A 12419-nucleotide genomic window follows, 5' to 3' on the forward strand; every position below is an offset into this window, starting at 1 on the left:
GGGCAAGGCAGAAGGCCGCACTATTCAGGCGGTTAATGGGAAAGTGATCACGGTCACGACGACGTATTCTGAAACGCCGATTGCCGAGTCCGTCTGGGCCATTGATGCCACCGATTTAGCCATTCAGTTATTCCGTGTCACCGGTATTAAAGAAGGGGATGACGGTGTTTCGTTTGAAATTACCGCCATTGAGCATAACCCGGATAAATACGCCCACATTGATACCGGCATTCGCATTGATGAACGCCCCATTTCCCTTATTCCGCCCGGCGTACAGTCGCCGCCGAAAAATGTCGTTATCGGCAGTGATTCGGTAGTGCATCAGGGCATTGCCATTACCACACTGCGGGTGACGTGGGATGCGGCAGAAAGTGCCATTGCCTATGAAGCCGAATGGCGTCGGGACAATGGCAACTGGATAGCGGCACCGAGAACTTCAACCCAGGGGTTTGAGGTGCCGAACATCTACGCCGGGCGTTATCAGGCGCGGGTACGAGCGATTAATGCCGCGGAAATCTCCAGTCTGTGGGCCAATGCGCCGGAAACGCACCTGAAGGGCAAAGCCGGGGAGCCGCCTGCGCCACTGGGCTTTAAAGCCACGCCGATTGTGTTCGGTATCCAGTTAGACTGGGGTTTTGCGCCTCATACCGAAGATACACTGAAAACCGAAATCCAGTACAGCTCGACGAGTGACGGCGAGGGACTGATGTTACTGTCGGATATTCCCTACCCGCAAAAGACCTATGTCATGCAGGGACTGGCGGCAGGCGTCACGTTCTATTTCCGTGCCCGACTGGTGGATAAATCCGGTAATCAATCCCCGTGGACGGACTTTCTGCGCGGCGAATCCTCCACGGATGCGAGCTGGATTACTGACGCCGTCGGTGATCAGCTTATGACAGCCGAGGCCGGAAAGCGGCTACAGGCACAACTGGATTATCAGGCCGAAGCGGATCTGATTAATGGGGTCGCTATTCAACAGAATAGTTTTGAGCTGATGGCAAGGGATGGGGAAAACAAGGCCGAAATCCGGCGACTTGACCGGGTGTTTGCTGACCGTGAAGTGGCCTGGGCGCAATCCATTAAAGAAGTAAAATCCAGCGTCGGAGAGAATCGCTCTTCCATTCAGGAAAACCAGAAATCCATCAATAAATTAGACTTATCATTTGCAGAGAGCGAACAGCGTGTTCAGGCGCAGCTAAAAGATCAGCAGGCAATCATCAGCACCAAAATGCAAGCCGAGTTTAATCAGCCCGGCAATGGTTACGCTATTCATAGCGTGAATATCACTCTTAAGCACAATGGGGTGAAATATAACGCCGGGGGCATGGTGATTAGTGGTGAGATTAAAAACGGTCAACTGGAATCCTATATTGGGTTTTCTGCGAATAACTTTGCGTTTTATAACCCCGCTAACGGGAGAATGGAGCCGTTTATGGTGGCGAAAAATGGTCAGTTGTTTGTGCGGGATGCCTTTATTGATGTGGCGAATATTCGCAAGCTGGTTGTCGGGGATGAAATCAAATCCGCTAACTTCGATCCCCGCAACAGAACCGGCTTCAGGCTGGATATGCGCACGGGGGAAATGACCAGTTACGGTCAGGGTTCAGGCGGTTATTGGGTGGAAACCAACAACCTGAAGCAATTGTTTGACAGTCGCGGACGCTTGCGTATCCGAATGGGGTTTTGGTAATGGGCATGGGATTAGAGATTTATGACGAGCAGGGGCGGGTGATTATCACCACGAATAACATTATTCCACGTTTTCTCGGGACGCACATGATCCCGCTGAACAAAACCGGCAGCCTGTATTTGCCGGGATTAAGTGAGGGCGGCAATGTCACTGCCCGTTTCTTTCTGCGTATGCGTAGCTCTGGGGGCTCCGGGATTCAGATTGCCCAGCTCAGCAATGAGTTCACCACGTTCAGCGTCTCTGGCAGTACCTTCAGCTATCACGTCGATTATGACACTTATCGCTGGGAAAACATGGGGCGCGGGGGCGGACAGTCCAGTCCGTGGGCGGAAATGCAAAACTTTGTCACGATTTGGGCGATTTAAGATGCTGGGATTAGAGTTTTACACCGATAACGGACTGGTGCAACTGTCCGATAAAACGCCGTCACTGGGCTTTCTCAGAAAAGCCGGGGCGGATGAAAGCAATATCGGCTGGGACGAGCGCTACTATAACTATGCCGAAGTGTACGGCGCAGGCGGGAAGTATTTCTTTGCGCCTATCTCACAACTGTCTGTCTGGGGTAACAGCGGACTGGAGGTCTACAGCGAGCGCGGGGAACTGATGTTCTCGTCGGCCATGAAATTACTGTCGTTTGTGCGTTATTTTTCTGTTGATGTGCCCAATAACCAACACCGACCGCTTGTGCATGTGGGGGAGGCCGGGCGGCGTTATGGGTATATGCTGATAAAATCCCAGTCTCGCCAGCATTATAAAAATATCCGTTTCACTGACGGAAGCAATAACCCGCCTTTTTACAGTGATGAATGGGATTACGATGTGTATGTCGAGTCATTCAAGCCCCGTTACGGCAATGGCCGGATTGAACTTGCTTATTCTTATGAGTATCTGCGTCATGAGGGCAGTCAGAGTAATCCCGGTACATGGCGTGGCCCGCCTCCCTTAATGGCAGGCTTTATCGTCGATTTAACCATGATAGAAGGTTAACCCTCTCCGCTTTATTCATGTCAGGAATCCAACCATGATTTACACACAAGGCACACTTTCCACCGTGTCCGGTTCGGCGATTGTCCGTGGCACGGGTACAAAATTTAAAGATAACCTGAACGGCATTGCACCGGGGCAGGTGATACTCATTCAGTCCGGCAGCAGTAATTTACTGCATCTGATACAGGCGGTGAATTCGGATACAGAGCTGGTACTGGCGGATAAAGCCAAAACTACCCTGAATAACGTCACTTACCAGATCCAGACGACCGTGCCCAATTCCATCTCCGATGGTGTCCGACATATGTGCGCCATTAACAGCAGCAACATCCAGTTCTTGCAGAATATGGATAAGTGGATGACGCAGAACGGGACGGTGGAGGTAACGCTACCGAATGGACAAACCGTGTCACTGCAATCGATAAAGGCGATGAATGAAGTGATTGCCGGGAAGCTGGATAAAAGTCAGAACGGGGCGGATATTCCGAATAAAACGGAATTTGTGAGGAATATTGGATTAAATAATGCGCTGAAAACGGGGGAATATGGGATTGGCTCAACGACTGGAAGATTCATAACTGATAATGATTATAATAATGCGGTTGACAGTGGTGTTTATAGTGGACCCGGCTCGGTCACCGTAAGAAATAGCGTGGGAAGTATACAGTATGGCCCGCTTTTGGTTCTGAGTCGACATGTGCATCATGTTTATCAACAGGCGCATTTTCAGAAACAATTTTATTACAGATATAGGGAAACAGGTATCTGGAGTGATTGGCATGCAGTTTGGACAGAGGGCAATACTCACGTAGACAATGGCGGTATTATCAGGAAAGCTTCCCCCATCATCAAAATCTTTCCTTTAGGTAAGTTCACCACCAACGACGAATCCGAAGGTGCTACCGTCTCTAAACTCGGCCTCGGTCATTATCAGATAACTGGCGTGCTGGGCTATAACGCCGATGGTGCCTGGGGTGTGCATGGGGGTATTTCATCCCCGAAGAACAACAACGGGCTGGAACTTATCTACATTGATGATAAGGTGAACAAGGACGGCAGTATCACGATTGAGACCTTCCACCGTCAGCATAGCCACTTACCGGCACGCTTTCAGAACAAGCGGATAAAAGCCCTTGTGAACGGGGAAAAGGTGTACTATCAGGACGGTGAACCGTGCGATATTCCCGAAGGCTGTCGCTTGGATGTTCGTGTCCAGATGCCGGAGAATTCAGTGTGGAATGTGAGGCAGAAAGAGGCAGAGGTTGCCACTGATAGTGATCAGGCTGAATTGGTGGAGTAAGGGAATAATTAACCCGCAGAAAATTGCGGGTTAAGTTGTATTCAGACTTAAGCGGCTCTGACGATGTAATTGAAGGCTACGTTGCGTCAGGGGGAAGAAAGATTTAGTTAGGATAAGGTTTACATTGAAGGGAGTACAGTTTGCGATGTATCTATTGATGAAGAAGCAAAAAGGAAAGTTATGAGGTTAATAAAAGTATATTCCGACTCATATTGGTTTGAAGAATCAAGCCGGAAAGAGCAGGGGAAGAATCGGTTAACGATGGCTTGCCATGGTTTTGGTTTTATAGACGGAATATCACAAGTAAAGATAGATGGTCAGTACAAAAATCCCGCACAACTTGCACTATACATCAAAGCATGGGTAGATATTAGTAAGTTACATGATATTCGACTTGTTTCTTGTGAATCAGCTAATCCTCACCCCAATGAGAAAGACCTACGAATAACTTCAGATCACCGCAGATATCCACCCTGGGCAACCTCTTTCGGCTCGCAATTATCTCTTTTTTTGCCAGATATCTGGATAAAAGCATACATGGGGCTCATTGATTCAGATTGCTCAGATGAGTACACGTGGAACTTTTATACAACATACGGGCACGATGCTACTAGCACTATGTTAAGCAAATACTTTAAGTTATATAAAGGGAGTCCTGACCATTATCATAGCGTAGTGTTTTTGAATGGTAGATTTTATAAACAACATTACAGAGAATAATCCTTAATTTTTAGTTTTCTGGCATAAATAATCAAAATCAATCACTTATCTAAATAGGATAATTCTCCCCTTTTAACCCATTGATTTAGTTGAATTCCGTTTCTGTGCAGGAATTAAGCAAAATCAACAAGTTACATAAAGGTGAGAAATCTCACTTTTAACTCTTCTGCATGAAATTTAGGAGGCTCCGATTTCAGAGGCTCCTCTTGTCAATCAAGGGGAGTATACGAAAATTTTCGGACACCTACAGTAACTCATTGATTATTCCATTCATCCTCACTTTGGCTTAATCCTTCTGTTTCGAACGGAGGTGTGAAATTCTATATAAAATTCACACCTTGATGATGACCAATTGATATCATGAAATATAATTACCATTAGTGGAAGCTGAGTATATAATGGAAATTATCCCTCACGTAAAATGATAGATGCCTACCCTTTGTTATTACATCCCTTTCCTCACTTTGAAATCACCTTCATCAGTGTAAAAACAATTTTTATGTACAACATCATGTACTGCTTTTGTTTGTACATGGATGTGTACATACATTGATTTTTTAAGTTTAAATCAAGGTTAATTTGTTGTTTTTAATTAACTAATTTAAAAGAGAGTTTATTTCGTTATGAAATTAATTTTCAGATGAAACAATCCACATCTTCAATGAATTTCCTGCCGTAATAATCACTCAGTTTGCTGATGCCAGAGTTGAGCATAAAGCCCATTTTGTTGTAACAAGTCGGCATGTGAACCGGATTCAATAATTTTTCCCTGATCTAACACGAATATTTTATCTGCATGACGAAGCGTATTCAGCCGGTGGGCAATACTGATAATAGTCCTGTTCTGGCGGATCTCATCCATATTACTCATAATGGCGGCTTCGGATTCATAATCCAGTGCAGAGGTTGCTTCATCCAGGATCAGGATTTTGGGGTCATTCAGTAATGCCCTTGCCAGAGCGATACGTTGCCGCTGGCCGCCGGACAGATTACCGCCTTTTTCCCCGACCGGATGGGCGAATTTATGGGGAAACTGATTGATGAAATCGATGGCACCGGCCAGAGTCGCAGCGCGATACAGTTCTTCATCGGTGGCATTGGGTTTACACAGGCGGATATTGTCAGCAATGCTGCCGGAAAACAGGATGCTTTCCTGTAAAACCACGCTCATGTTGCGTCGCAGCGATACCGGATCTGCAATAGCTAAATCCATGCCATCCACCAGAACCTGACCATGTTGTGGTATATAGAGGCGCTGTAATAAACGGGTTAGGGTGCTTTTTCCTGAACCGGATGGCCCGGTAATCCCGATAAACTCCCCCGCACTGATTGATAGTGACAGGTTCGCCAGTACTTCAGGGGTATCCTCATGATAGCGGAAACGAATATTTTTAAATTCAATCTGTCCGGCCAGTTCAGGGGAAGAAACTAACCCTTGTTTACTGTTTTCCATCGGCTCATCAAGAATATCGCCGACACGTCTCAGGGCAATCAGGGTATGCTGAAAATCCTGCCATACCTGTGCCAGACGCAGAATTGGCTGAGTAACATGCCCGGCCAGCATATTAAAGGCAATGAGTTCTCCGGGAGAGAGTTCTCCTGCCAGCACACTTTTGACACCCCACCACAATAATAATGCGGCGACAATTTTCTGGATAAGTGCGATCCCTTGCCCAGCGGCAAGCCCGCTTTTCTGGGCGGAAAAACGCTGGATTAACTGCCGGCTGAGTACGGCCTGCCATTGATGCAGAAAGCGCTTTTCTGTTGCTGTGGTTTTGATGGTCTCAATACCGGTAACGGCTTCAGTCAGGAAACTGGTTGCCTGAGCATCGGCTTCATATTCTGCTTCCACTTTATGCCGGATAATCGGGCCGACGGTTACCCAGAGCAGGAAATAGAGAACCAGTGATCCGGTGACAATCCACGTCAGCAGGCTGGAGTAATGGAACATAACGCCAAGGAACAGCACAATGAAGATCAGGTCGAGTAATAACATCAGGGTAGAACCGGTCAGAAACTGGCGGATCTGAGCCATTTCTCTGACGCGGGCGATGATTTGCCCTGTCTGACGCTGTTTGAAATAGGGCAGGGGCAGCCCTACCAAATGACGGTAAAGCCGACCGGAAAGTTCCGCATTGATTTGGCTTGCCATATGCCCGAATACGGTATTACGCATAAATCCATACAGAGGTTCCGCAATGGCGAGCGCCAGCATTGCCAGACCGAGAACATGCAGGCTGGAAAGGCTGCGCCCGACTAATACTTTATCAATGATATTTTCAAACAGTAAAGGTGCGGCCAGTGCAAAAAGCTGCAAGACAATAGCCAGCAGAAAAATATCCTTTAACTGTTTTTTCTGCCTGAAAATGGAAGGGTAAAACCAGCTCAGGCCAAATTTGACGTGTTTTTTAGTCAGGTTTTTTTCAGCGACCAGCAGGATCTTATATTGACTACACAGATCATGTATTTTTTGTTCTCCCGTAATGGGATTGAGTACGGTGAAACGGTCTGCATTAATACTCAGCAATACCCACCAGCAATGTTCCAGCTCAATCAATGCAGGCAGTGGCAGAGTAGATGCAGTTTCTGCTGACAGAGAATCAAACTTACTGTGCAGCCCGATGGCATCCACTGCTTCCCGTAGCTGCCAGTCCGTCAGTTCCAGCGAATCCAGCCCCAAGGCATGATGCAATTGCCCGGCATCGGCAACTTTATGAAATTGTTTTCCCAGCCAGACGGTACACTCAATAGCATGATTATTGACATGATTTTCTGTATCAGTGCCATCTGTACCTGAAAAACGGTTATCGGAAAAAATATTTACCATGATTATTTTTCCCTCAGCGCTTCAGATTGATATTCGCGAATCGGGCTGAGCAGGTAATCAATCACTCGTCGTTGGTCGGTTTTGATATCCGCAACAATTGACATCCCTGCCGTAAGTTCAACCGGTTTGCCGTCAACCATAATATTGTTCTGATTGAGACTGATTTGCGCCGGAAACACCAGCCCCAGCCGTTCATCTACCGTGGAATCGCGGGAAACACTTAACAATCTGCCTTCAATAGTGCCATAGCGGGTATAAGGGAAAGCATCGACTTTTACGGTTACCTGTTGACCCGGACGGATAAAACCAACGTCTTTATTCAGGATCTGGATTTCTGCCAGTTGTATATGGTCGTCAGGAACAATCACCATCAGATTTTGTGCCGGTTGCAGCACTGCCCCAAGAGTATGGACGCTCAACTGCTGGACAGTGCCTGTTACCGGAGAGCGAACGACTGAAAGCTCTTCCCGTTCTTTCATTTTTGACAGCTCTTGTTTCAGTACAGATAGCTGCATATCCGCCTGCTTGATTTTTTCAAACCATTCGCGATCTTTTTGCGTTTTCAGACTCTTCAGTCGTTCTTCCAGACTTTTGTTCTGCGTCATCAGGACGCCGAGTTCCGCCCTTTGTTGCGTCAGCAGCCGTTCCGTCTCCAGAAACTCTTTTTCTTGCTCCAGATATTCCACCCGGCTGATAACCTGCTGCTGGCTTAATGTCTTTCTGGCTTGTAAGCGCTGGGTGATATTCTGGCGCAGGTTGCTCAGCGCCTGAATATCATTCTCTTTGGCTTTCTGTGAAGAGAGATTGACATTCATTTCAGCATAAATATTGGTTACAACCGCATCGAATTCCTGCTTTTCATGCTGGTAATGCGTCAGGATTTTTTTCTGGCTGATGGCCGATTGTTGCTGAAAAAGTGCGGAGGATTCAGGGGCGTGATTATCCAGCAATGCCTGATAACGGATCTTTTCTTCGGTGAGATATTCACGCTGTTCAAGCATACGTGTAATGTCCTGATTGACACCAAGTGTATTCAGTGTCAGCAGTTCTGCACCTTTTTCAACGTGCTGCCCGTTGGTGACATGGATAATCGCCAGACGGCTCTGTTCATAGGCCTGAATTACCTGTGAACGACCGGAGACGATCAGGCGCCCGGTTGCCGTGGCTTGAACATCCAGTTTTCCCAGATAAGCCCACAGCAGAAGTACCAGTACACCGATACTGAGTGCGATTGCGGTATAGCGGGCAAACGGCGAAGGCGGGCGTTGCGACAATGCCAGATGCGTGGGTAAAAAATCGTAATGTTGAGAAGGAGAACGCAGGCGTTTCAGCCCCTTACGCAAAATGGCCTTAAACATGGGAAGAACCCTCCTGTTCCTGTTTTAGTTCCTGTTGCAACTGCCAGAGTTTTTGGTAATGCCCGCCATGCTGTAAAAGCTGTTCATGGCTGCCCTGTTCGATGATCTGGCCGTGATGCAGCACAATAATCCGGTCGCACTGACGTACTGTGGAGAGCCGGTGTGCGATAGTGATGACAGTTCTTCCCTGAGCAATACCGGCCATATTGGTCTGAATAATTGCCTGTGATTCATCATCCAGCGCGCTGGTGGCTTCATCGAGGATCAAAATTCGCGGATCGGAGAGCAGGGTTCTGGCAATCGCCAGACGTTGTCGCTGCCCGCCTGACAGTGACTGACCACCTTCTGCGATAACCGTGTCATACCCTAACGGCAGTTTAAGAATAAAATCGTGTGCGCCTGCCAGCCTTGCAGACTCAATCACATCAGACAGCGGTGCATCAGGCCGTGATTGGGCAATATTTTCCTTGACGGTTTTATTGAACAGGAAATTTTCCTGTAACACGATCCCGGCCTGTTGCCTTAATGATTCCGTATCCAGTTGTTGTAGCGGAATACCATCCAGCCTGATTGTTCCATGCTCCGGGGTATACAGGCGCAGTAACAGACGGGCGAGGGTACTTTTACCGGAACCAGATGTACCAACAACGCCAAGGGTTTCTCCTGCCCTGATATCCAGCGTGAAATGGTTAATGGTCGGAGGAATATCAGGCTGATAACGGAAAACGACATCAGAGAAGGAAATAGCACCGGTTAGTGCCACCTGTTTCTTCTCTGCCTGTTTTTCTACGGATTGCTTTGCGACAGATTGCTTTGCGACAGATTGTTTTGCAACAGACTGCTGCTCTGTCGGTAAATTCAGCATATCTGCCAGCTTATCGACGGCAATCCGGGTACGGATAAATTGCCCCCAGAGCTGAACCAGTTTGGCTAACGGCTGTTGGGTATGATTAACCATCATATTAAAGGCAATCAACTGACCAATAGTCATATGCAGGGAGAGGACTTCGGATGCGCCAAGCCAGATAATAACGGCACTGGTGACTTTCTGTAACAGCATAACCAGATGGCTGGAACGGTTATCCCATTGCTGAACTTCATAACTGGTACTGACCATATTTTCAGTCTGGCTGTCCCAGCGGCGGATGAAACGTGGCTCTGCTGCGAGGCTTTTCAGCGTTTCAGCCCCTGCGACAGTTTCCGTCAGAAATGACGTATTGAGCGCCGCATGAGTGAACTGTTTTTCTACCGATTTTTCGAGTTTCGGTGTAACCCACCATGCCAGCAGGGCATAGAAGGGGATGGTAATCAGGAAAATCAGGGTTAACGTGCCGGAAATCAGGCTCATAACATAAATGAAAACAAACATAAACAGGACATCAATGCATAATGTAAACATCGACCCTGTTAAAAATTCCCGGATGGTTTCCAGCTCCCGTACCCGAGTGACAATCGCGCCCACCTGACGGGTTTTGAAAAACAGTAAAGGCAGGCCAAACAGATGTTGAACCAGTTTCAGCCCCAGTTTGATATCAATCCGGTTGGCAGTATGGGAATACTGATACTCCCGCAGCCCTCTCAGGACAACTTCAGTAATTCCGGCAAATACCAGTCCGAATACCAGTACATCCAGTGTGGATAGAGCCTGATGTACTAATACCTTATCCATCACAACCTGAATGAATAAGGGGGAGATCAGGGCTAAAATCTGCAAGACGAAAGAAAATAACAGTATTTCAGCCAGATTTTTTTTCTGTCTGACAAATTCGGGAATGAACCAGTGGATATTAAATTGGCTACTGTTTTGTTTTATTTTAAGCCAATGACCGTTCCATAAATTGATAAAATCTTTCTTATCCAATATTTCCGGTTTTTCCTGATGGGGCTTTTGTATTAGCACGCGATGTTCATCGCATTTTGCTAAAATAAAAGGATTTCCATTATTGTCAAACAGAATTGCCGGTAAAGATAATGTGTTAATTTTTTTCTTTATTGAACGCTTATTTTTAATGGATACATTGTGTTCTTTCTTTAATTTATTTAAAGCGGCAGGGTAATCATCATTATTATTTATGTTTTTATCAGATATAACCGAGGGCTTGCCATTAGATATCATTATTATTAATTTAATTAATGATAATGTTGTTTTTTCTATTTCATTCATGCATGGAAGTCTATTTGTAACGAAAGTCAAAACTCAAATTAAAGAAACAACCAGAAAAAGAGTGTGGTATTTCTCGATGAAATATTTTTAATAAATCTAATAACAATTATTATCTGCTATGACTGTGGATATTAGCGTGGGTTATTGGGACAAAATGTGGTGCCTAAACAGACATTTTAATATTTATATGTTGATTTTAAAGGGCAAATAGATATATTTTCGATCAGAGTGGCCGGTAATTTATTTGTTTTTTCTCTCTTATTTTGTCTGCCATTACAAATTATGTTGAATTTTATGTATGTTTTAAATCTTCATTCTGATTATTCACTCATGTTGTAATGGTGTTTTTGATACGCTTTAACCAACTGATTTTTTGTAATCAATTTACAGCAAAAACGGAATTTAATAATAAATGAAATTCTGCGGAGTATAGCATTCATTTATCATTTAATTATTTCAATTTAATATACCTTTAACATTGGGTTAATATTTATTTAATGGATAGTGATATGTCTGAAAAATTTGTTCAAACAATTTCAAGCGTTAATTACAATAAAGGCGTGTTCTCTCTTTATTTTGTTGGTCAGGATCCTAAGCGAATGGCAAATGGTGTACTGGCCGAAAACGATCAGGAACTGGAGTTAAAACAAGTTATCCATATGCCGGCATCCGGTTTTATGTATATGGTTTCTATGGTGAAAGGTATGCTCGAAGATCCGCGTATGGAAGCCGAAGTCAATAAGCTGATTGCAGCCGGTTTTTTGCCGATGCCGGAAATAAATGAAAGCCCCGCGACGGCTGAAGCTGACAATACAGTTGCAGAAGCCGAACAGCCGGAAAAACGCGCTGCACGGAATACTAAAAAATCAAAATAAAATCAGCCGGATAGTTGCTTTATTATGATGATCACACATCAACCGGCAACCCTGAATCAGACTGAAATACAGGCCATCATTGGCGGGGTAATGTTACTTTGCCAACATTCCCCCCTGCATCGCCGTTATTTAGTTGCCGAATGGCAACAACGAATCTTACCGTCATTTCAGCTCAATCAGTTTTGCTATTACGAAGATGAACACCAGCGCCCAGTTGCTTTTTGTAATTGGGCTTTTTTGTCTGACAGCAGCCGCGCTGCAATTCTTTCCGGTGAAAGGGAAATATTGCATGAAGACTGGCGCTCTGGTCAGCATATCTTTTTTCCAGAAATGATTGCCCCATTCGGGCATGCACATGATATCGCCCGGGATTTGCGCCGCCGTGTATTTGCGGCCTGGAAAGGCCAGAGAGCCTGTACTGTCCGGGGTATTCTGGATGTTAAAAATGACCGCTGTATCCGTCGGATACAGTGGTTTACTGTTTAATTTTTTGCC

The 12419-nt window shown here is 45.8% G+C and carries 10 protein-coding genes; 7 read left to right on the forward strand and 3 right to left on the reverse strand.

All coding sequences use genetic code 11. The features are described 5' to 3' along the window. The 5 genes from AACS92_RS17950 to AACS92_RS17970 form a co-directional block, all read left to right on the forward strand. A partial coding sequence (locus tag AACS92_RS17950) for a phage tail tip fiber protein (RefSeq protein WP_153044754.1) occupies positions 1-1693 on the forward strand: 1693 nt, incomplete at its 5' end. After that, the gene (locus AACS92_RS17955; RefSeq protein ID WP_241537903.1) at positions 1693-2058 is read left to right on the forward strand and encodes a hypothetical protein; all 366 of its coding nucleotides are present in this window, start codon (positions 1693-1695) and stop codon (positions 2056-2058) included. The genes AACS92_RS17950 and AACS92_RS17955, both read left to right, overlap by 1 nt. Before the next feature lies 1 nt (position 2059). Next, a complete protein-coding gene (locus tag AACS92_RS17960) occupies positions 2060-2680 on the forward strand; it encodes a hypothetical protein (RefSeq protein ID WP_099109062.1) in 621 nt (206 codons plus the stop codon). A 34-nt stretch (positions 2681-2714) separates the two neighbouring features. Beyond that, positions 2715-3980 (forward strand): pyocin knob domain-containing protein, encoded by a 1266-nt coding sequence (locus AACS92_RS17965; RefSeq protein ID WP_193756884.1) that lies wholly within the window; start codon positions 2715-2717, stop codon positions 3978-3980. A gap of 180 nt (positions 3981-4160) precedes the next feature. Beyond that, on the forward strand, positions 4161-4700 hold the full coding sequence (locus tag AACS92_RS17970; RefSeq protein WP_099109063.1) for a hypothetical protein: 540 nt from the start codon (positions 4161-4163) through the stop codon (positions 4698-4700). A gap of 682 nt (positions 4701-5382) precedes the next feature. Here AACS92_RS17970 and AACS92_RS17975 read toward each other — a convergent pair. Genes AACS92_RS17975 through AACS92_RS17985 form a run of 3 tightly spaced genes read right to left on the reverse strand, consistent with a single transcriptional unit; the run spans position 5383 to position 11049 of the window. Then, a complete protein-coding gene (locus tag AACS92_RS17975; RefSeq protein ID WP_099109064.1) occupies positions 5383-7527 on the reverse strand; it encodes a type I secretion system permease/ATPase in 2145 nt (714 codons plus the stop codon). A 2-nt stretch (positions 7528-7529) separates the two neighbouring features. Further along, positions 7530-8885, reverse strand: a complete 1356-nt coding sequence (locus tag AACS92_RS17980; protein WP_099109065.1) for an HlyD family type I secretion periplasmic adaptor subunit — start codon at positions 8883-8885, stop codon at positions 7530-7532. Further along, complete coding sequence (locus tag AACS92_RS17985; RefSeq protein WP_099109066.1) at positions 8878-11049, reverse strand: peptidase domain-containing ABC transporter; 2172 nt, start codon at positions 11047-11049, stop codon at positions 8878-8880. Before AACS92_RS17985 ends, AACS92_RS17980 begins: the two co-directional genes overlap by 8 nt. Positions 11050-11558: 509 nt before the next feature. Here AACS92_RS17985 and rtxH point away from each other — a divergent pair. Together rtxH and rtxC are read left to right on the forward strand one after the other, a co-directional pair. Beyond that, the gene (gene rtxH / locus AACS92_RS17990; protein ID WP_099109067.1) at positions 11559-11924 is read left to right on the forward strand and encodes a protein RtxH; all 366 of its coding nucleotides are present in this window, start codon (positions 11559-11561) and stop codon (positions 11922-11924) included. Between the two features lie 24 nt (positions 11925-11948). After that, positions 11949-12410 carry an RTX toxin-activating lysine-acyltransferase RtxC gene (rtxC, locus tag AACS92_RS17995; protein ID WP_099109068.1) on the forward strand — a complete coding sequence of 154 codons (462 nt, stop codon included), beginning with the start codon at positions 11949-11951 and terminating at the stop codon, positions 12408-12410. Positions 12411-12419 lie beyond the last annotated feature (9 nt).

Origin of the sequence: Xenorhabdus sp. KJ12.1 (assembly GCF_963876495.1) — a bacterium.
GTDB classification, from domain to species: Bacteria; Pseudomonadota; Gammaproteobacteria; order Enterobacterales; family Enterobacteriaceae; genus Xenorhabdus; species Xenorhabdus stockiae.